Below are 19,900 nucleotides of genomic sequence, written 5' to 3'. Positions count from 1 at the left end.
ACCTGGCCTTGTCTGGGGGGCGCCTCAGGCGCGCCAGCCGTCATTGCCGCTCAGCGCCGAGAGCTGGCTGAGCGGGACCCGGATGCGTTGTTCGCGTTGCAATAGGTTGAGCAGGATCAGGGCGCGTTCGGTGCCGTCGTCGCAGAGGAAGATGGCCTCCACTTCGCATTCGCCAGAACACTTCAGGCGCACGACCTGACCTTCGTGGAAGCCACTGGAGGGCCGCTCGGGCATCGCCGCCAGGCGCTCGCGGATGCCGTCCACCAGGTCGTCGGCCACCGCCAGCGGCTGCGCGCCGAAGCTGACGATGCGCGCAACGCCGCGAGTGGAGCGGATCGGGAACCAGTTGTCGTGCTGCTGATCGAGGCGGATGAACAGATAGCCGGGGAACAGCGGCTGCGGCCGGCTGCCCTGCTTCACCACCGGGCGGTAGCAGGAGAAGCCCTGGCGACCGAGGTTCTCCTCGGCGCGCAGTTCCTGGTGCGGTTTGGTCTGGATCAGGTACCAGCGATACTGCGCGGCTTGCAGGCCAACGCTGACAGCGGAATTCATGATTCGTACTCCCCAAGAAGATCGGTCGAGGGAGCGGGTCGCTCCAGGGTGTAGCGGCCTAGCAACCGCTGCATCTCGTCCGGTGGGTTGAACATCAGCACGTCGATGATCGACAGGCTGGGGACGAAATCCGGGCTGAACTGGGGGTAGCTCAGCTCGTCCATGCGCAGGAACTGCAGCTCCAGGCCATGGGCCTGGAACACGTCGGGCGAGTACAGGTGGCGGCCGCCCTCGGGGTTCAGGTAGACGTCGCCGCCGCTCTGCTTCACGGCCTCGATCAGACGCTGGTCGCGGCCGATGTCCTCGGCCAGCTCCAGCTCCGAGGCCCGCACCATCGGCGTGTCGATGCCGATGTAGTGGCAGATGCGGCGGATCGAGTGCTCGGCGAAGTGCGACAGGTTGCGCTCGGGGTGCTCGAGGATTTCCTCCAGCAGCGGCATCACCTGCTCGTAGCACGGCGCGCGGTGGTAGGCATGGCGGATGGTGTGCAGCAGCCGCCGGTTGCTCAGCTGCATCTGCTCGCTCAGCCTGCGTTCGTTGATCGCCTGGGTCTGCGAGCCCTGCTCCAGGGGAAAGCTGAACTGCCAGATCTTCCCGCCGACCAGCAGGCGATTGCGGTTGATCCACCCACGCCGGGTGTACTGCAGACTGTCGCCGAGAATGAACAGGCCGCTCGCGGCGATCAGCTGGAAGTACCCCAGGTAGGGGAACAAGTACGGCTGCATGAGGCTGACGATATGGACCATGGCTGCATCCTTTCCCTAGATTCCCTTTTCAGTCCTTGGCGTCGTAGCGGTAGGCGTAGGCGCCGTAGTCGTATGCCGCCGTCGAAGCCTTGCGTTTCACACCGTTGAGGATGGCGCCCTGCAGGTGGATGCCGCTCTGCGCCAGGCGCCGCCGCGCGGTGTCGATCTCGCTCGCCGGGCTCTGGCCGAAGCGCGTCACCAGCAGGCAGATGCCGCACAGCCGACCGACCAGGGCCGCGTCGGTCACCGCCAACACCGGCGGGGTGTCGACTATCACCAGGTCGTACATCGACGAGGCATCGCGCAGCAGCTGGGCGAAGTTGTCGTGCATCAGCAGCTCGGACGGGTTCGGCGCGGCGAAGCCGCAGGAGATGAAGTCCAGCTCCGGCACCTCGGTAGGCAGGATCACTTCGCTCAGCGGACGGTGCGAACTCAGCGCGTCGGACAGGCCGTGGCGCGGCGTCAGGCCGAATACCCGGTGCAGGTAACCCTTGCGCATGTCGGCGTCGATCAGCAGGGTGCGCAGGCCCGATTGCGCAACGATGGCCGCGAGGTTGCTGGAGACGAACGACTTGCCGGCGCCCGGCGCCGGGCTGGTGAGCATCACCACGTTGTTGCGCGCTTCGAGCAGGGCGAAGTGCAGGTTGGTGCGCAGGCTGCGGATCGCCTCGTTGGCCAGGTCGCCGGGGGCGGACGCGGCGAGCAGCTTGGGCGTATGGCCGAGGACGTCGCTCTTGCGTTCCTTCTCCAGGCGCTCCTGCTGCCGCGAGTAGGGAACCGCGGCGAGCACGGAGAGGCCCAGCTGTTCGATCGCTTCGGGATTCTCCACGCCACGGTAGAAGGCCTGGCGCAGGAACAGGATGGCGAGGGCGACGCAGAAGCCGAGCAGGGTGGCGAGCAGCACGATGACCTTGCGCATGGGCTTGGCCGGCTGCTCGACGTTGGCCTGGGCGGTGTCGATCACTCGCACGTTGCCGATGGTGCCGGCGCGAATGATGTCCTGCTCCTGGGCCTTGTTCAGCAGGCTGGTGTAGGTCTGCCGGGTGACCTGCATGTCACGGGACAGGCGCAGCAATTCCTGCTGGGTGGCCGGCAGGGTCTGGATGCGTTTCTGCAGTTGCGCCTTGCGGTCCTGCAGGCTGCTGACCTGCTTGAGCAGGGCCTGGTAGGTCGGGTGAGTCGGGGTGTAGAGGCGATCGTACTCGTCGCGCTTGAGCTTGAGCTCGGAGAGCTGGTTGTCGATACCCACTACCTGGTCCAGGACGCCGCGGGTCTCGACGCTGATGTCGGCAGACTTGGCGGTAGTCTGGTAGGCGTTATACGCAGCTTCGGCCTTCTCCAGATCCATGCGCACCACCGGCAACTGCGAGCGCAGGAACTGCAGGCGCTGGGAGGCTTCGGCGGAGCTGCGTTCGACGTTCTGCAGTACGTAGAGGTGGCTGATCTTGTCGAGGATGCGGTCAGCCTGCTGCGGGCTCGGATCTTCCAGGGTCATGTAGATGATCCCCGAGTCCTTGCCGGCCTCGACCACCTTGAGCAGCTTCTGGTAGTTCAGGGTGGTGGTCAGCAGGCGGTTCTTGGCGACGATGAACTCGGTGCCGGGCCGCGCCACCAGTTCGTCCACCTCGATGCTGAAGCCCTTTTCCAGCACCGGCTTCTTCAGCTCGCCGCGCAGGATCAGTTGATCGTCGGCATTGAGCAGGTGGTAGGCGTCGCCGCCATCGGCCACCAAGGTCAGCGGCTCGCCGAGGTACTCCTCCGGCACATCGAGGGAGAACACCTTGATCTGCTCGCCACCCCAGCCATAGGAACCCATGCCCAACCAGGGTGCGGACAGGGCCTCACCGGCCTCGGGCTTGTAGCGCCGCGCCAGGTAGTCACCGATCAGCGGCAGGTGCTTGGGCTTGGCGATGATATCCAGCTTCAGCAGCTCGACCGCCTTGCCGAGTACCGCGCGGGATTTCAGCAGCTCGATCTCGGTGGCGGCGATGGACACGGAGTCCGGGCGGTTGATCACCTCCGGCGTGCCGTTCAGGCCGTTCTTCTTCTGCTCGATCTGGATCATCGCGCCGGAGACGTAGATCGGCGTGGCGATCACCGCGTAGAAGAGCCCGAGTACGGCGAACAGGCCGGTGACAGCCAGGATCATTTTCTTGTGATCGAACAGCAGGCGCAGCAGGCCGGCAACGTCGATGCGGGTGTCCTGGAGCGTTTCCAGGGACGAGCGGGGCATGACACTCATGGACTTCCATCCTCCATTGAGGTGGCGCGGCTCAGCGCGCCGAAATCGGGTTCAGCCGCTTGAGCAGGTTGGCGCCGTGGTTGCCGATCAGCAGCAGGAAGGCCTGCACCTTGCGCATGGGCGAGACGGCGGCCATGGACATCCGGCAGACCTGCATCAGGAAGTACTCGTTGAGCTCCTGGTTGCCCAGGCGCTGGTAGTAGCGCGCCAGGCAGTAGTAGGTGTGCAGGGTCATCTGCTGCTGCACGCGATCAGCCTGCATGGAGAAGATCCCGCCCTGATGCACGCGGTAAGCCGCCGGGCGGATTTCCTCGATGAAACGGCCCTTGCCATAGGCGCCCAGCAGCGACCACCAGCACAGGTCGACCATGCGCGTGGTGCGCAGCTCCTCCGGCATCTCGGTGAGGACATTGCGGAAGCAGGTGGTGAGGGTGGAGATCGGCCGCGCCTGTTGCAGCTCCAGGCGGCTGGCGTCGCGGCGGTACTTGCCGGTGAGCTGCCGGGGCTTGATCACGCCGTCCTCGTTGTAGGTGTAGGCGTCGTGGTAGGTGATCACGTAGTCCGGGTTCTGCTCCAGGAAGTCGACCTGGATCTGCAGCTTGCGCGGGTCGGTCCAGAAGTCGTCACCTTCGCAGTAGGCGATGTAGCGGCCCCGGCATTTCCTGAACACCGGCAAACCGTGGGAGACGCCCTTGGAGTACTGGTTTTCCTTGTGGAAGATCGGCTTGATGATGTGCGGGTAGCGCGCGGCGTAATCGGCGATCAGCTCGCTGGTGCCGTCGTTGGAGGCGTCGTCGTTGACCAGCACTTCAAAGCGGAAGTCGGTGACCTGCTCCAGGAAGCTGTCCAGCGTGCGGCCGATGTAGTTCACCTGGTTGTAGGCCAGGCAGACGATGCTCAAAAGAGGCTTGGGGTCTTCCGGCCAGTTGGAGAGGATCTGCAGCTCGGAGCGGATATCCATGTCTAGACACTCGGCTTGTGGGACGGTTTGAACAGGCGCAGCAAAGCCGGGGCAGAGCCCGCGCCAACGAGGAACAGGGTGATCAGGCCGCACACGGCCAGCGCCACCAGCAGCCACAGCCGCTCGCCGGAGCGGGCCAGCAGCGCGTAGAAGGGCTCGCTGAGCAGCAGGCCGGCGGCGCTGAGCGCGGCGATCTGCAGGGTGTCGCGCAGCCACGGGCCATGCAGGCCGGGAGCGAAGGCGTGGTGCACGATCGCTGGCCAGATCAGGAACGACACCAGGCGCAGGCCGAACCAGCACAGCGCCACGCCGAGCACGCCATAGACGTAGGCGCTGGCGATCACCAGCGGCACGGTCACCAGGGTGGAGATGACCGTGTACCAGACGTGCATGCGCAGCAGGCCGTGGGCGTATTGCAGGTAGAACTGGAAGCTGGCCACCGCCAGCAGGCCTGAGCCGAGTACGTACCAGGCCAGGATCGGCCGGCACCAACTGGCGGCCACGGCATCGCCGCTCCAGGCCAGAACCAGGTCATGACCATGAGCGGCGATCACCGCGACCATCGGGAACAGCAGCACACAGACGAAGCGGTTCGCCTTCAGATAGAGCTGCTGCATGTCTTCGTGGCGTTGTTCGGCGACCAGCACGGTCATGCGCGGCAGCAGCGACTGCGCCAGCGGATTGACCAGCGTGAGGACGCCGCCGGAAATCAGCGCCACCAGGGAGAAGTAGCCGTACTGCTGCAATGGCAGCAGGTTCGACAGCAAGACCTTGTCCAGCTGAGTGAGCACGATCCACAGGCAGGACGTGAAGGACATGCCCAGTGCAAAGGGCAGCACCGGGCGTACCGTGTCCCAGCAGAAGCGGGTCAGCAGACGCACGTCCATCCACAGGTAAGCCTTGCCGCCCAGCAGTAGCGCCTCGATCAGCGATACCGCCACTTGGAACTGGAAGAACACCAGCGGATCCTGGCTGACCTGCGCCACCAGCAGTAGGCCGCCGAAATAGCGCAGGGTGGTGATGACGACGTTCACCGCGTTGATGAAACCGTGCAGCTCCTGCCCCTGCAGCGCGCTGCGGTACAGGGTGGCGTACAGCCGCAAGGCCACCAACAGACCCATGAGGCTGATGCACTGCGCGACCAGCTCGGGCGAGAGTTGCTGTACGTTGAGCCACTGCCCGGCCACCCAGTTGCTACCGCCCCAGACCGCCAGGCTGCTGAGGACAGTCAACGGCAGCAGGATCAGCTCGAAGGAACGCAGCAGGCGGGCATGGGCCTGTTCTTCGCCACTCACGCCGCGGCCGTGGGCAACCTGGCGCACCAGCGCCGGCGACAGGCCCATGTCGAGCAACAGCAGCCAGCTCTGCAGCACCGCGAAAAAGCCGATCAGCCCGTAGGCCTCGGCCCCGAGGTGGCCGAGGTAGAACGGCTGGATCAGGATGCCGATGACGATGGCGTACGCCTGCCCCGCGTAATTGAGCAGGGTATTGCGGACCATCGACAGCGAGCGTGCGGTGCGCATGATCGTCCCCTTACACCGCGACGGCGACGCGGCCGCTTTCCAGCAGCAGCACTTCGATCACCGCGCGCTGGACCTCCTGCGGCAGGCCCGGGTACAGCGGCAGGCAGAGGATGCGCTGGCTCAGCTCGCGGGACAGCACTTGCGGCACCTGCGGGGCGAGGTAGTCGAGGGTGTCCAGCGACGGGTAGAAGTAACGCCGCGGGTTGACCCCGATCTCGTTCAGCGCGGTGCGCACGCGCAGCACCTGGGCTTCGTCGCGCAGGCCGATGGGGTAGTAGCTGTTGTTCAGCCGCGCGTAGCTCTCGCTGGCCTGCAGGTCGTAGTAGCCGCTGAGCGCTGCGGTGTAGCGGGCGGCGATCTCCTCGCGCTGGGCGAGGATGCTGTCGATCTCGTCGAGCACGCACAGGCCCATGGCGGCGGAGAACTCGTTGAGCTTGGCGTTGATCCCCAGGCCGACGATCTGGTCGACGCCGGCGATACCGAAGTTGCACATCAGGCGGATCTGCTTCGCCAGCTCGTCGTCGGAGGTGACGATGGCGCCGCCCTCGATGGTGTGGAACAGCTTGGTGGCATGGAAGCTCAGGGTGGTGGCGTCCCCCCAGGCCAGCACCGACCGGTCGCGGTAGCGCGAGCCGAAGGCGTGGGCGCCGTCGTAGATCACTTTCAACTGGTTGCGCTGGGCCACCGCCTGAATCTCCTCCACCGCACAGGGATTACCGAACACGTGGGTGGCGACGATGGCGGTGGTATCCGGCGCAAGGCTGGCTTCGATGCGCGCAGGGTCGAGGTTCCAGGTCCGCGGATCGATGTCGGCGAAGCGCGGGCGGATGCTCTCCCACTGCAGCGTGCTGCTGGTGGCAACGAAGCTGAAGGGGGTGGTCACGGCACTGCCGGTCACGCCCAGGGCCCGGTAGGCCACTTGCAGGGCGATGGTGCCGTTGTTGGTCAGAATCACATGGCGAACGCCGAAGTAGTCCTGCAGGCGCTCTTCCAGTTCCGTGACGAAGGGGCCGTGGTTGGTGATCCAGCCGGAGGCATAGATCTGGTCCACGTAGGCCTTGAACTTCTCCGGGTTGCCCAGGTAGGTCTTGGTCACATTGATCACGGTCGCATCCCTCTCTTGGATGGAAAGTCCGTTAGCTGTCGATCCGGCGCGCGCCGCTCACCCCAGCGCCGACAGCGCGAAGGGCGCGTCGTCGATGTCGTTATCCACGGGATGCGCCGCTCGAGACGCGCGGCTGGCCAGGTGTTCCTGCAGGGCCTCGATGACCCGGCCGCTGGCGTCGTTGTGGAACTGCCAGACGCCGTAGATACGGCTGTCAAAGGAACGCTCGCTGCCCAGCATCGGGTTGGCCGCAAGACCGGAGCCGAGGCCGAAGCTGTAGAGACCGGGAATCGGCCGGCCGGTGTGATCGCGCAGGCAGCCGGCGGCGTCGGAGTCCAGCCCGCCCTTGCTCTCGCGCACCTGCAGCGGCTCGCCGTTGGCGCGGCGCAGGGCCGGCAGGCACGGCTGGTAGCCGATGGCCTGGACGAACACACCGTCGTCGCTGCAGCACTGCTCCAAACGCTCGCGCACAGCGGGTGAGCGATCTTCCAGGCAAAGCAGCTCGACCTTCACCCGGGTGCCGCTGACCACTCCGTTGGAGAGCACGTCGGTGCCGACCTGGTGGGCACGGTAGCGTAGACCGCCGGAGCGGTTGACCCTCCCGGATACCGGGCAGACATCCATGCCCTCGTCCACCCCATAGCCGGCCGCACGAGCCTCCTCGACGCTCTCGAAGAACAGGCGGATCGGCGCACGGTGCAGCAAGGTGATCTGCTCGAGGCCCAGGCAGTCCAGGGCGCAGGCGAGGTTGTCGAGGATCGAGAAGGCGCTGTGGGAACCGCCGACCACGGTGAAGCGGGTGCCCGGGGTCACCCGGTCGCCGAACAGTTCCACCAGCTCGGCGGCGTTCAGGCTCAGCAACGCGTCGGAGGAGTAGACCGTGGGGCCATCGTGGGACAGGTGCAGGTCCTGCTCGGCCAGGCTCCAGTTCAAGTACTCGCGGTTCTGCCGGCCGCCCAGGTTCATCACCAGCGCGCCTGCGTCAATCTGCGCGGTGTGGGAGCCGCTACGCAGCGCCAGCTGGAAGCTGCCGTCGTCCAGTGCGGTGATTTTTTCGATACGCGTACCCAGCGCCACTTCGACACCCAGGTGCTCGGTGACGTAGCGCATGAACAGCGTCGAGGCGTGCGCCAGCAGCTCGCCCACTTGCGTGAGCATCGGCGCGCCATGCGGGTCGTTCTGCAGGGCACGGAACGCGCGGGAATGCGCCAACGGCGCAAAAATGGGCAACAACGCCGGATCACGCAGGCAGTCGAGGAACACGTCGCCCACCGAGTTGGCGGTGATGTGGTAATCCCCCAACCGGCCGCGGCCGACCGCCAGTGCAGCGTCCACGACCAGCAGGCCATCGCGGGCGAGGCTCGCCAGCGCACCGGTCTTGTAGGCGTTGAACAGGAAGCCCATGCCTGCCGGGCCGGCACCGCCGACCACACAGGCATAGTTGGAACGAAGCGATTGCTCGGCCATCAGCCTTGACTCCCAGCGCGGCGGGGCGCGCGGCTCTCGTGAGGCCGGCGCTGTCGGCCGGCAGGGTGGCAGCGCTCGCGCCGGAATTCCGTCACTCGCGGCGCAGCCGCCGTCGCGCGGACCTTCTTCGGGAAGGTCGCGGGAGTCAGTTCGGAATGGATGGCGAACGCCTGCAGGAGAACTTCGGCAGATGGCCGAAGTTGCTGTTTCAGGAATGAAACAGAGTGCGTCTGGCGCGGACCTGATTCAGCGGAAAGTTCATGGTTGTTACACCCGGACTTACAACTTGAGAGAGGGGCATAACAAAATCTCGAACTAACGAAATTAGCTCGACTAACCTTCTTATTAACGCCACGGGGATTGGCGTCAAACTTCCGCAGTTTCAGCAGCGAAACACTTCCCGCCTGGGAAGCGTCGTTCTTTTTGCTTGAAAGGACGGACTTGGAAGTTCCGTCACTTTGTATTCTTCCAGCGGCCATCGTCACTCACTCCAGTCCAGGAGGTGCTCTACGCCGGGCCAACTTTAAAATTCGAAGACAAGGCTACCGCCCGAGTTCGAATGACCCGATTCGATTAACGACAATCAACTGTTCGTCCCTGGAGTGGCCGTTACTTTTCGCTGGGCAAAGCTACCGCCCATCGGCCAAGTTCCGAAAATCTGGAAAAACAAAAGCAAAAATCTATCGCGCTTCCGCAGCGAGGTACTGGCGAAAGTTGTCAGGCAGCGATAGGAAAATGACAGGAAGAAGAGGTGGCAGAATCTTCCATGACCTTACTGCTCGTGCGACTGCTCCCTGAGGTGTCTCATCCGGACACCACACGATATTGCTATGTGGATAGTAATAGTGGGGGGGAGGAAGGCATGTCAATGTAGGAAGCCTTCCTACGCCGGGATTCCGACAGAAGGCAAATCACGATTCGTAACTCATTGATTATTAAAGCGCCATAAAGCCGACACGGGCATTTTGACAGCAAAAACATACGGCCCCGAATCTGCGAAAAAGGGATTAATCAGAAAGTATTAATGTTTCCAGCGCGGACAGGCTGGAGTGTTTCATCCCTGAACAATGCGGTCCTTGCCGGTGCGTTTCGCCTGATACAGGGCCGCATCGGAACGGCTGTAGAGCGCGGAAAGATTCTGGTCATCCGGCTGTAACAGTGTCATCCCCTGGCTGATGGTCACGCTGAAGAAATGCTCACCCTCGTTGAAGCGCAGGCGCTGCACCTCGCGCTGCAGGCGCTCGCCGATCTGCCGCGCCATATTCTCATCGCAGCCGGGCAGCAGCACGGCGAACTCCTCGCCGCCGATACGCCCGAACAGGTCGCCGCGACGCAGCGCGCCTGCACCGCTCTGGGCGATGCGCTGCAGGACCACGTCACCGACCTGGTGACCGTAGACGTCGTTGATCTTCTTGAAGTCGTCCACGTCCAGCAGCAGGAAGGCCAGCGGCGTGGAGGTCGCCTTGCAGTCGCGGAAGGCCTGCTCGGCGCTGTCGAAGAAGTAGCGGCGGTTGCTGCTCTGGGTCAGCACGTCAGTGGTGGCCAGTCGGTGCAGCTCGGTTTCCAGGTGCTTCTTGTCGGTGATGTCCTCGGCGATGCCGACGATCATCAGTGGGAGGCCGGCATCGCTGTGCTGGCTGACGAAGCATTTGTCGCTGAGCCAGCGCACTTCGCCGTCGGCACGCAGGATGCGGTATTCGCGCTGCTCGATAGCGCCGCGCTGCAGGACTTCCTGCAGGGTGCTCTGGGCGTAGTCCAGGTCATCGGGGTAGATGCAGTTGCGCCACTCGTTGTAGTCCGCCAGCAGCAGGGCGGCGGAGCGGCCGAAGATGCGCTCGTACGCCGGGCTGACATAGACCATGCGCTGGGCTTGCCAGTCGAAGGCCCAGAGCACCGAGTTCACGCTCGCCAGCAGCGCGCTGAAAAGCTGTTCGCGCTCCTTCAGCCGCGTCACCTCGGCGCGGCTGTGCAGCAGTGCCAGCAAAGCCTCTTCCTGATCGGCCGGCAATTTATTCTCATCCATGTATCAGCGTCCTCCCGCTCATTGACCGGGGCTATGACCGCAAACTACGCCAGGCTGCTGCAAATTAAACGAAAAGCCCGCCGAACGGCGGGCTTTTCTGAGACGCATCTCTCAACGTCCTAGGACGTTTCCGCCAATCAGACGGCCGGACGCAGGGAGTAGGTCTTCAGTTGCTCGGCGAACTCGCGCAGGGACTGGATGCCACTGGCTTCCGCCTCGTGCACCCACTGCTTGATTGCGGCGAGCATGTCGTGGCCGTTGGCACTGGTTTTCACCCAAATCTGCTGCAGGGCCAGGCGCTTCTCGTAGATCACCTGCAGGGACTGGCTCTGCGCGAGCAGGTCCTGGATGCGCGCGTGGTGGCGCTCTTCCAGCAGGCTGGTTTCACGCGAGAGCAGGCGCTTGGCGCGGCGGAACAGGTGGCGCACCGACTCGTCGGCCTTGGCCAGTTCCTGCTTCACCAGCGGGCCGATCACCAGCTTGCGGTACTGGGCCATGATCTGGAAACGGTTGTTGAGGATGGCCATGGCGGTGTCCATGTCCAGGCTTCCCTTGCCTTCCACACGATGTGCGATGGGCGCCACGCGGGCGACCTTGGCCAGTCGCAGGAAGCTGAACACCTTGATCCAGGCCCAGCCCAGGTCGAACTCCCACTTCTTCACCGACAGCTTCGCCGAGTTTGGGTAGGTGTGGTGGTTGTTGTGCAGTTCCTCACCGCCGATCAGGATGCCCCAGGGCACGAGATTGGTCGCGGCGTCGCGGCATTCGAAGTTGCGGTAGCCAACGGCATGGCCCAGGCCGTTGATGACACCGGCAGCCCAGACGGGGATCCACATCATCTGCACGGCCCAGACGGTCATGCCGAGCACGCCGAACAGGGCGAGGTCGATGATCGCCATCAGCACGATGCCACCGATGGGGTAGCGCGAGTAGACGTTGCGCTCGATCCAGTCTTCCGGGCAGTTCTTGCCGTAGATACGCAGGGTGTCGGGGTTCTCCGCCTCCTTGCGATACAGCTCGGCGCCGGTGCGCAGCACGGTGCCCAGGCCCTTGTATACCGGGCTGTGCGGGTCTTCGGCAGTTTCGCACTTGGCGTGGTGCTTGCGGTGGATGGCGGTCCACTCGCGGGTGTTCATGGCGGTGGTCATCCACAGCCAGAAACGGAAGAAATGCTGCAGCGCCGGATGCAGCTCGAGCGCGCGGTGCGCCGAGTAGCGATGCAGATAGACGGTGACGCTGACGATGGTGATATGCGTCAGGACCAGAGTGACTGCCACCAGTTGCCACGGCGACAGGTCAAGGAAACCGTTGTACCACATAGGCGATACTGTACCTCGGAAGGGGTGTAGGACTACGCCCTGCTGGGCGTGCTGTACCGGGAAAAGACAGCCGCATTATCACCAAGCAGGTCCGGATTACCATCCGGTCTTTTAGATACGAATGTGGCCACGTGGCCATCATTTATACTGCACAGCCAATAAATCCAACCCACTACCGCATGAATCCACGCCTTAGCGCCCTGCGCATCAGCTTTCTGTACCTGGTCGCCGCCACCCTCTGGGTCTGGCTGGGTGACCAATGGTTACAAAATGTCCTGCTCGACCCCGCCGAGCTGGCGCGGGCAATGGAGCTGAAGAAATACGGATTCCTCGCGGTTACCTTCCTCGTGCTGTTCTTCCTGCTCTGGCGGCACTTCCGCCGGCAGTACGCCGCCTTCACCGCGCTGGCCGACAACGAGCAGCGCCTGAGCCGCGCTTTCGCGGTGGTCGAGGACGGCATCTGGGACTGGGACCTGGAAACCCAGCGCGTTTATTATTCATCCGGCTACGCCAACTTGCTCGGCCTGCCCCTGGAGCACCTGAGCGATGACGTGCTGCTGTGGGAAAACCGCCTGCATCCGGAAGACCGCGCACGCGTCCTCGCCCTCCACCAGGATTGCCTCCAAGGCCTGCGCACGCGCCTGGAGTGCGTCTACCGCATCCGCCACAGCGACGGTACCTACCGCTGGGTACGCAGCAGCGGCCGCCTGACCCGCGGCGAGGATGGCCGCGCGCTGCGCCTGACCGGCGTCAACCGCGACATCACACACCAACGCAGCAACGAAGATCATCTGCGCCAAGCCGCCGCGGTCTTCGAGGCGACCCAGGAAGGCCTGCTGGTGACCGACGCGGGCGGTGTGATCGTGCACACCAATTCCTCCTTCTCGCGCATCACCGGTTACAGCGCCGAGGACGTGCTCGGCGGGCAGCCGTCGCTGCTCAAGTCGGGCCGCCAGGACGACGCCTTCTATCAGCGCATGTGGACCGCTCTGCGCGAAAACGACGTGTGGAGCGGCGAGATCTGGAATCGCCGCAAGAGCGGCGAGGTGTACCCGCAATGGCAGCACATCCGCGCCGTACGCAATGACGAGGGCGAACTGACCCACTACGTCGCGGTGTTCTCCGACCTCAGCAGCCTCAAGCGCTCGCAGCACGAACTGGATTTTCTCGCCCACCACGACCCGCTGACCGGACTGCCCAATCGCCTGCTACTGCGCGAGCGCATCGAACAGGCGCTGGCTCGCGCCGAGCGCGAACAGGGCGGCGGCGCGCTACTGAGCATCGACCTCGATCACTTCAAGCACATCAACGACAGCCTCGGGCACAACATCGGCGACCTGCTGATCCGCTCGGTGGCCCAACGTCTGGAAAACTGCCTGGACGAACGCTGCTGCCTGGCGCGACTGGGTGGCGACGAGTTTGCCGTAGTCCTCGAAAGCCAGCAGCCGCACCACGCCAGCAGCCTCGCCCAGCGCCTGCTGGAGGCGATGAGTGCGCCCTTCGAGGTCAACGACCAGGTCATCTACATATCGGCGAGCCTGGGCGTCAGCCTGTTCCCCGAAGACGCGCGCAACGTCGACCACCTGCTGCAGCACGCCGACGCCGCGCTGTTCCAGGCCAAGGCCAGCGGACGCAACCTCTACGCCTTCTATACACCCGAGTTGACCGCCCGCGCGCGCTCCCACGTGCAGGTGGAATCCGCTCTGCGCCACGCACTGGACCACGACGAACTGCGCCTGTATTTCCAGCCGGTGCACGACCTGGCCAGCGGCCGCATGGTTGGCGTGGAGTCGCTGGTGCGCTGGCAGCACCCGACCCAGGGGCTGATCCCGCCCAGCGAATTCATCCCGGTGGCCGAGGAAAGCGGCCTGATCACCGCCATCGACGCCTGGGTGCTGGAGCAGGCCTGCCGGCAGATGCGCCAATGGCTGGACGCTGGCGTCAGTCTGGACTTCATCGCGGTCAACGTCTCCAGCCGCCTGTTCGGTCGTGGCGGCCTGGAGGAACGCGTGGCTCTGGCTCTGGAGCAGAGCGGCCTGGAGCCCCATCACCTGGAGCTGGAAGTCACCGAGAGCGCGGTGATGGAAAACTTCGACCAAGCCCTGGAACTGCTCTGCCAGCTGCGCCTGCTGGGCGTTCATCTGGCCATCGACGATTTCGGTACCGGCTATTCGTCGCTGATGCGCCTGAAGCGCATGCCGGTGCACAAGTTGAAGATCGACCAGGGCTTCGTCGCCGGCCTGCCGGACGATTCCGAAGACGCCGCGATCGCCTGCGCGGTGATCGCCCTGGGCCAGAGCATGGGCCTGCAAGTGGTCGCCGAGGGCATCGAGCGCCCTGACCAGGCTGCTTTCCTCCTTACTCACGCCTGCAACTTCGGCCAGGGTTACTGGTACGGTGCCCCGCAGCCGGCCACTACGCTGCTGGCACAATTGCCTCGCGACCCCGCATAAAATCGCGCTAAAAACTTTCGGATATATAAAAATTCTTAAACAGTATTTTTAAGAATATCCAGCTCCTGCCTAAGATGCGCTCACACCGCACGCGCCGTTGGTGAATCGGCCGGTGGTCAACCCTTCTAGGAGCAGATACCCATGAGCGCAACCCTCCGTAGCCTGGACGGCCAGGACGAAGCCAACATCCTGCGCGAAGTGCAGAGCGCCCTGCGTGGCCTGCGTTTCGGCGCCGTCGAGATCACCGTGCACAACGGCCAGGTCGTGCAGATCGAGCGCAAGGAAAAATTCCGCCTGCAACAGAGCCCCGGCAAACCTGCCTGAGCCCTGATCGAACCGACTGGACATCCGGAGCGTCGCCATGACCGAACTGCCCCACCGGTATTGCAGCTGCCAGCCACGAATGCGTGGCTGACACCGCCCCTCCCCCGAAAGACCCTGCCAAACAAACATAAAGAACTGCATTTTTTCAGGAGCTGCACATGTCCATCCGCCGTTTCGCCCTGGCCGCACTGGCCAGCGCATTGATTGCCGGCCCGGTTTCTGCCGCCACCCAACTGCTGAACGTTTCCTACGACCCGACCCGCGAGCTGTACCAGGCCTACAACGCCGCCTTCATTAAGCACTGGAAGGCCCAGGGCGGCGACGACCTGACCGTGCAGCAATCCCACGGTGGCTCGGGCAAGCAGGCCCGCGCCGTGATCGACGGCCTGAAGGCCGACGTGGTGACCCTGGCCCTGGCCGGCGACATCGACGAGCTCAACAAGCTGGGCAAGCTGCTGCCCGCCGACTGGCAGGCCCGCCTGCCCGATAACAGCACCCCTTACACCTCGACCATCGTGTTCCTGGTGCGCAAGGGCAACCCGAAAGGCATCAAGGACTGGGGCGACCTGACCAAGCAGGGCGTGGAAGTCATCACCCCGAACCCGAAGACCTCCGGCGGCGCCCGCTGGAACTTCCTGGCCGCCTGGGCCTGGGCGAAGAAGCAGTACGGCAGCGAAGAGAAAGCCCAGGAATACGTGCAGAACCTGTACAAGCACGTGCCGGTTCTGGACACTGGCGCCCGCGGTTCGACCATCACCTTCGTCAACAACAACATCGGCGACGTGCTGCTGGCCTGGGAGAACGAAGCTTTCCTGGCCAAGAAGGAACAGGGCGGCGAGAACTTCGAGATCGTCGTACCGTCGGTGTCCATCCTGGCAGAGCCGCCGGTGGCCGTGGTCGACAAGACCGTCGACAAGAAAGGCACCCGCAAGGTCGCCGAGGAATACCTGAAGTACCTGTACAGCGAAGAAGGCCAGCGCATCGCCGCGCAGAACTTCTACCGCCCGCGTGATGCCAAGGTCGCTGCCGAGTTCGCCAACCAGTTCCCGAAACTCAACCTGGTGACCATCGACAAGGACTTCGGCGGCTGGAAAGTCGCGCAGCCCAAGTTCTTCAACGACGGCGGCATCTTCGACAAGATCTACCAGGCGCAGTAATGCGCCACCCGCCCGGCCTTGCGCCGGGCGGCCCGATCCGCGCAGGCCGGTGCACAGCCCGCGCGGAACGAAAACCCCCGTCCCATGGCGGGGGGCACAGAACCTGTTTACGATCTTGCGAGCTAGGGCAGGACAAGGCGAAAACAGGCGAGGAAGCGCAGTTTACGAGCTGTAAATGAGCAATCCGAGCCTGTTTTCAACGCAGTCATGCCGACGCGCAGCAGATCGTAATCAGGTTCTCAACGCGTTCACGAGAAAGGACAGCAAATGTCGCGACGCATCTCCCCGGTCATACCCGGCTTCGGGCTGACTCTGGGCTACACCCTGGTGTATCTCAGCCTGTTGGTGCTGATTCCGCTGGGGGCCATGTTCCTGAAGACGACCCAACTCTCCTGGGATCAGTTCTGGACCATCATCACCGCGCCGCGAGTCATCGCCGCGCTCAAGCTGAGCTTCGGCACCGCACTGATCGCCGCCCTGATCAACGGCGTGATCGGCACCCTGCTGGCCTGGGTACTGGTGCGCTACCGCTTCCCGGGGCGCAAGATCATCGATGCGATGATCGACCTGCCCTTCGCCCTCCCCACCGCCGTTGCCGGTATCGCGCTGACCGCGCTGTACGCGCCCAACGGCATGGTCGGTCGCTTCGCCACCGAGTTGGGCTTCAAGATCGCCTACACCCCGCTGGGCATCACCCTGGCGCTGACCTTCGTGGTCCTGCCGTTCGTGGTGCGCACGGTGCAACCGGTGCTGGCGGACATCCCGCGTGAGATCGAAGAAGCCGCCGCCTGCCTGGGCGCCAAGCCGCTGCAGGTATTCCGCCACGTGCTTCTACCGGCGCTGCTGCCGGCCTGGCTGACCGGATTCGCCCTGGCATTCGCCCGTGGCGTCGGCGAGTACGGCTCGGTGATCTTCATCGCCGGCAACATGCCGATGAAGACCGAGATCCTGCCGCTGCTGATCATGGTCAAGCTGGACCAGTACGACTACACCGGCGCCACCGCCATTGGCGTGCTGATGCTGGTCGTCGCCTTCGTCCTACTGCTGCTGATCAACCTGCTGCAGCGCCGCATCGAAACGCCTTGAGGAGCGCGCCATGAGTACCGCAAGCCTTTCCGCCGCGGCCGCTGCCAACGCTGCTCGCCGGGGTAATGTCTGGGGCCGTCGCGCCCTGATCGCACTGGCCTGGCTGGCCTTCGCCGTGTTCCTGCTGCTGCCGCTGTTCGTGGTGCTGAGCGAGGCGCTGAAGCAGGGCTTCGGCACCTTCTTCGACGCCATCATGGAGCCCGACGCGCTGGCCGCGCTGAAGCTGACGCTGATCGCCGTGGGCATCTCGGTGCCCCTGAACCTGGTGTTCGGCGTGGCCGCCGCCTGGTGCGTGACCAAGTTCGAGTTCCCCGGCAAGAGCATCCTGGTCACCCTGATCGACCTGCCGTTCTCGGTCTCGCCGGTGATCGCGGGCCTGATCTACGTGCTGCTGTTCGGCGCCCAGGGCTACTTCGGCGAGTGGCTGAGCGACCACGACATCCAGATCGTCTTCGCCGTGCCCGGCATCGTCCTGGCGACCATCTTCGTTACCTTCCCTTTCGTCGCCCGCGAACTGATCCCGCTGATGCAGGAACAGGGCACCCAGGAGGAAGAGGCCGCGCGCCTACTCGGCGCCAACGGCTGGCAGATGTTCTGGCACGTGACCCTGCCGAACATCAAGTGGGGCCTGATCTACGGCGTGGTGCTGTGCACCGCGAGGGCCATGGGCGAGTTCGGCGCAGTGTCGGTGGTCTCCGGGCACATCCGCGGCGTCACCAACACCCTGCCGCTGCACGTCGAAATCCTCTACAACGAATACAACCACGTCGCCGCTTTCAGCGTTGCCACCCTGTTGCTGCTGATGGCCCTCGTCATCCTGCTGCTCAAGCAGTGGAGCGAGTCGCGCCTGTCCCGCACCAAAGTCAAAGCTGACGATGAATAAGTGAGAGCCACGCCATGAGCATCGAGATCCGTAACGTCAGCAAGAACTTCAACGCCTTCAAGGCGCTGAACGACATCAACCTCGACATCCACAGCGGCGAGCTGGTTGCCCTGCTCGGCCCGTCCGGCTGTGGCAAGACCACCCTGCTACGCATCATCGCCGGCCTGGAAACCCCGGATGCCGGCAACATCGTGTTCCACGGCGAGGACGTCTCGCAGCACGACGTGCGTGACCGAAACGTCGGCTTCGTGTTCCAGCACTACGCGCTGTTCCGCCATATGACCGTATTCGACAACGTCGCCTTCGGCCTGCGCATGAAGCCGAAGAAGGAGCGTCCGAGCGAAGCGCGCATCGCCGAAAAGGTCCACGAACTGCTCAACATGGTGCAGTTGGACTGGCTCTCCGACCGCTACCCCGAGCAGCTCTCCGGCGGCCAGCGCCAGCGTATCGCCCTGGCCCGCGCACTGGCGGTGGAACCGAAGATCCTGCTGCTCGACGAACCCTTCGGCGCCCTCGACGCCAAGGTTCGTAAAGAGCTGCGTCGCTGGCTCGCACGCCTGCACGAGGAGATCAACCTGACCTCCGTGTTCGTCACCCACGACCAGGAAGAAGCGATGGAAGTCGCCGACCGCATCGTGGTGATGAACAAGGGAGTGATCGAGCAGATCGGCTCGCCGGGCGAGGTCTACGAGAACCCGGCCAGCGACTTCGTCTACCACTTCCTCGGCGACTCCAACCGCCTGCACATCGGCGGTGACGAACATGTGCTGTTCCGCCCGCACGAAATCTCGCTGTCGCGCTCCGAAGTGGCCGAACACCGCGCCGCCGAAGTCCGCGACATCCGCCCGCTGGGCGCGATCACCCGCGTGACCCTCAAGGTCGACGGCCAGGACGAGCTGATCGAGGCCGAAGTGGTGAAGGACCACGACAGCCTGACCGGCCTCGCCCGTGGCGAGACGCTGTACTTCAAGCCGAAGGCATACCAACCGGTGGCGAATATCTGATGTATCCGTAGACCTGCAGGATGCGTCCCATGGACGCGCTCGCGGGCATGGCCCGCTCCTGCAGGTTCGCGTCGACCCTCGATCTTCCGTATCCTGCCCCGGTCCTTTTCACGCCAGGCCCGACCATGTTCGACGCCCTCCCCCAGCACCTCGAGCTGATCGTCCTCACCTTCCTCCTCGCCGGTCTGGTGAAGGGCGTGGTGGGGCTCGGCCTGCCCACGGTCGCCGTCGGGCTGCTCGGGCTGGTGATGCCGCCGATGCAGGCGGCCGCCATTCTCGTGGTGCCCTCTACCGTTACCAACATCTGGCAGCTCGCAGCAGGGCCACGCTTCCTCGGGCTGCTCAAGCGCCTATGGGGCATGCTCGTCGGCATCGTCATCGGCACCCTGGTGGTGGGCTGGCTGCTGGCTGGGCGCAACTGGCCGGCGGCGACGCCGTTGCTGGGCGTGGCGCTGATCCTCTATGCACTGCTGGGGCTGTCGAACAAGCGCTTCAGCGTGGCACCGCGGCATGAGCGCTGGCTGTCGCCACTGATCGGCGTGATCACCGGTGGCATCACCGCGGTGACCGGCGTCTTCGTGATTCCCGCCGTGCCTTTCCTGCAGGCGCTCGGGTTGGAAAAGGACGATTTGGTGCAGGCGCTGGGACTGTCCTTCACCATCTCCACGCTGGCCCTGGCAATCACCCTCAGCCAGCATGGCTCGCTGCTGCAGGCGGATGTGCTCGGCCTGTCGCTGCTGGCGCTGTTGCCGGCACTGGCGGGCATGTACCTGGGCACCTGGCTGCGTTCGCGGATCAGCCCGCTGGCGTTTCGCCGCTGCTTCTTCGGCGGCTTGCTGCTGCTCGGCGCCGACCTCGCCATCCGCGGTCTCTGACCCGCGCCGCGGTGCTTTTCGTAGGAGCGAGGGGGACGCCTAGTTATTGCTCGCGAACCCGGCCTCCGCAGCGAAGGCTTGTTCGCGAGCAAGCTCGCTCCTACAGGTTAAGGTCCCGCTCAGCTGTAGGGCGCATAACGCCTACGGCGTTATCCGCCATCCCGGCGGATAACCCGTGCC

The 19,900-nt window shown here is 64.3% G+C and carries 16 protein-coding genes; 7 read left to right on the top strand and 9 right to left on the bottom strand.

Annotated features, from left to right (window positions below):
* Positions 1 to 24: 24 nt before the first annotated feature.
* From rfaH to desA, 9 genes are all read right to left on the bottom strand, one after another.
* Complete coding sequence (gene rfaH, locus ACIPK7_RS20520; RefSeq protein WP_192433285.1) at positions 25 to 552, bottom strand: transcription/translation regulatory transformer protein RfaH; 528 nt, start codon at positions 550 to 552, stop codon at positions 25 to 27.
* On the bottom strand, positions 549 to 1,298 hold the full coding sequence (locus ACIPK7_RS20515; protein WP_192433287.1) for a WbqC family protein: 750 nt from the start codon (positions 1,296 to 1,298) through the stop codon (positions 549 to 551). Before ACIPK7_RS20515 ends, rfaH begins: the two co-directional genes overlap by 4 nt.
* A 28-nt stretch (positions 1,299 to 1,326) precedes the next feature.
* A complete protein-coding gene (locus ACIPK7_RS20510) occupies positions 1,327 to 3,540 on the bottom strand; it encodes a polysaccharide biosynthesis tyrosine autokinase (protein WP_192433289.1) in 2,214 nt (737 codons plus the stop codon).
* Positions 3,541 to 3,571: 31 nt separating this feature from the next.
* Positions 3,572 to 4,501 carry a glycosyltransferase gene (locus ACIPK7_RS20505; RefSeq protein ID WP_192433292.1) on the bottom strand — a complete coding sequence of 310 codons (930 nt, stop codon included), beginning with the start codon at positions 4,499 to 4,501 and terminating at the stop codon, positions 3,572 to 3,574.
* 2 nt (positions 4,502 to 4,503) lie between these two features.
* On the bottom strand, positions 4,504 to 6,024 hold the full coding sequence (locus ACIPK7_RS20500) for a lipopolysaccharide biosynthesis protein (protein ID WP_401089853.1): 1,521 nt from the start codon (positions 6,022 to 6,024) through the stop codon (positions 4,504 to 4,506).
* A 10-nt stretch (positions 6,025 to 6,034) separates the two neighbouring features.
* Complete coding sequence (locus tag ACIPK7_RS20495) at positions 6,035 to 7,129, bottom strand: DegT/DnrJ/EryC1/StrS family aminotransferase (protein WP_401089851.1); 1,095 nt, start codon at positions 7,127 to 7,129, stop codon at positions 6,035 to 6,037.
* A 57-nt stretch (positions 7,130 to 7,186) separates the two neighbouring features.
* Positions 7,187 to 8,596 (bottom strand): hypothetical protein, encoded by a 1,410-nt coding sequence (locus ACIPK7_RS20490; protein WP_192433298.1) that lies wholly within the window; start codon positions 8,594 to 8,596, stop codon positions 7,187 to 7,189.
* Between the two features lie 1,054 nt (positions 8,597 to 9,650).
* Positions 9,651 to 10,619: a sensor domain-containing diguanylate cyclase gene (locus ACIPK7_RS20485; protein WP_192433300.1), complete on the bottom strand. Its 969-nt coding sequence runs from the start codon at positions 10,617 to 10,619 to the stop codon at positions 9,651 to 9,653.
* A 137-nt stretch (positions 10,620 to 10,756) separates the two neighbouring features.
* Positions 10,757 to 11,938: a delta-9 fatty acid desaturase DesA gene (desA, locus tag ACIPK7_RS20480; RefSeq protein WP_192433302.1), complete on the bottom strand. Its 1,182-nt coding sequence runs from the start codon at positions 11,936 to 11,938 to the stop codon at positions 10,757 to 10,759.
* Between the two features lie 179 nt (positions 11,939 to 12,117).
* On the opposite strand from desA, the gene ACIPK7_RS20475 reads away from it, so the two are divergent.
* The 7 genes from ACIPK7_RS20475 to ACIPK7_RS20445 all read left to right on the top strand — a co-directional run bounded on the left by ACIPK7_RS20475 (position 12,118) and on the right by ACIPK7_RS20445 (position 19,720).
* Positions 12,118 to 14,391 carry a putative bifunctional diguanylate cyclase/phosphodiesterase gene (locus ACIPK7_RS20475; RefSeq protein ID WP_401089848.1) on the top strand — a complete coding sequence of 758 codons (2,274 nt, stop codon included), beginning with the start codon at positions 12,118 to 12,120 and terminating at the stop codon, positions 14,389 to 14,391.
* A 141-nt stretch (positions 14,392 to 14,532) separates the two neighbouring features.
* A complete protein-coding gene (gene oscA, locus ACIPK7_RS20470; RefSeq protein ID WP_017520779.1) occupies positions 14,533 to 14,715 on the top strand; it encodes a sulfur starvation response protein OscA in 183 nt (60 codons plus the stop codon).
* A 158-nt stretch (positions 14,716 to 14,873) separates the two neighbouring features.
* Complete coding sequence (locus ACIPK7_RS20465; protein WP_401089846.1) at positions 14,874 to 15,872, top strand: sulfate ABC transporter substrate-binding protein; 999 nt, start codon at positions 14,874 to 14,876, stop codon at positions 15,870 to 15,872.
* A 267-nt stretch (positions 15,873 to 16,139) separates the two neighbouring features.
* Positions 16,140 to 16,958 carry a sulfate ABC transporter permease subunit CysT gene (gene cysT, locus ACIPK7_RS20460; RefSeq protein WP_138213716.1) on the top strand — a complete coding sequence of 273 codons (819 nt, stop codon included), beginning with the start codon at positions 16,140 to 16,142 and terminating at the stop codon, positions 16,956 to 16,958.
* 10 nt (positions 16,959 to 16,968) lie between these two features.
* Positions 16,969 to 17,841 carry a sulfate ABC transporter permease subunit CysW gene (gene cysW / locus ACIPK7_RS20455; RefSeq protein WP_401089844.1) on the top strand — a complete coding sequence of 291 codons (873 nt, stop codon included), beginning with the start codon at positions 16,969 to 16,971 and terminating at the stop codon, positions 17,839 to 17,841.
* Between the two features lie 14 nt (positions 17,842 to 17,855).
* Positions 17,856 to 18,845, top strand: coding sequence for a sulfate/molybdate ABC transporter ATP-binding protein (locus ACIPK7_RS20450; protein ID WP_192433309.1), 990 nt, complete (start codon positions 17,856 to 17,858; stop codon positions 18,843 to 18,845).
* Positions 18,846 to 18,970: 125 nt separating this feature from the next.
* Positions 18,971 to 19,720 (top strand): sulfite exporter TauE/SafE family protein, encoded by a 750-nt coding sequence (locus ACIPK7_RS20445; RefSeq protein WP_192433311.1) that lies wholly within the window; start codon positions 18,971 to 18,973, stop codon positions 19,718 to 19,720.
* The last annotated feature ends 180 nt before the right edge of the window (positions 19,721 to 19,900 follow it).

Origin of the sequence: Pseudomonas sp. NPDC086581, assembly GCF_044746165.1 — a bacterium.
Lineage (GTDB): Bacteria > Pseudomonadota > Gammaproteobacteria > Pseudomonadales > Pseudomonadaceae > Pseudomonas.
This window is presented reverse-complemented; position numbering and strand designations above follow the sequence as displayed.

Excerpts from the sequence above, each read along its gene's own strand:
- rfaH (WP_192433285.1), bottom strand. The coding sequence starts at position 552 with ATGAATTCCGCTGTCAGCGTTGGCCTGCAAGCCGCGCAGTATCGCTGG.
- ACIPK7_RS20515 (WP_192433287.1), bottom strand. The coding sequence starts at position 1,298 with ATGGTCCATATCGTCAGCCTCATGCAGCCGTACTTGTTCCCCTACCTG.
- ACIPK7_RS20510 (WP_192433289.1), bottom strand. The coding sequence starts at position 3,540 with ATGAGTGTCATGCCCCGCTCGTCCCTGGAAACGCTCCAGGACACCCGC.
- ACIPK7_RS20505 (WP_192433292.1), bottom strand. The coding sequence starts at position 4,501 with ATGGATATCCGCTCCGAGCTGCAGATCCTCTCCAACTGGCCGGAAGAC.
- ACIPK7_RS20500 (WP_401089853.1), bottom strand. The coding sequence starts at position 6,024 with ATGCGCACCGCACGCTCGCTGTCGATGGTCCGCAATACCCTGCTCAAT.
- ACIPK7_RS20490 (WP_192433298.1), bottom strand. The coding sequence starts at position 8,596 with ATGGCCGAGCAATCGCTTCGTTCCAACTATGCCTGTGTGGTCGGCGGT.
- ACIPK7_RS20485 (WP_192433300.1), bottom strand. The coding sequence starts at position 10,619 with ATGGATGAGAATAAATTGCCGGCCGATCAGGAAGAGGCTTTGCTGGCA.
- desA (WP_192433302.1), bottom strand. The coding sequence starts at position 11,938 with ATGTGGTACAACGGTTTCCTTGACCTGTCGCCGTGGCAACTGGTGGCA.
- ACIPK7_RS20475 (WP_401089848.1), top strand. The coding sequence starts at position 12,118 with ATGAATCCACGCCTTAGCGCCCTGCGCATCAGCTTTCTGTACCTGGTC.
- oscA (WP_017520779.1), top strand. The coding sequence starts at position 14,533 with ATGAGCGCAACCCTCCGTAGCCTGGACGGCCAGGACGAAGCCAACATC.
- ACIPK7_RS20465 (WP_401089846.1), top strand. The coding sequence starts at position 14,874 with ATGTCCATCCGCCGTTTCGCCCTGGCCGCACTGGCCAGCGCATTGATT.
- cysT (WP_138213716.1), top strand. The coding sequence starts at position 16,140 with ATGTCGCGACGCATCTCCCCGGTCATACCCGGCTTCGGGCTGACTCTG.
- cysW (WP_401089844.1), top strand. The coding sequence starts at position 16,969 with ATGAGTACCGCAAGCCTTTCCGCCGCGGCCGCTGCCAACGCTGCTCGC.
- ACIPK7_RS20450 (WP_192433309.1), top strand. The coding sequence starts at position 17,856 with ATGAGCATCGAGATCCGTAACGTCAGCAAGAACTTCAACGCCTTCAAG.
- ACIPK7_RS20445 (WP_192433311.1), top strand. The coding sequence starts at position 18,971 with ATGTTCGACGCCCTCCCCCAGCACCTCGAGCTGATCGTCCTCACCTTC.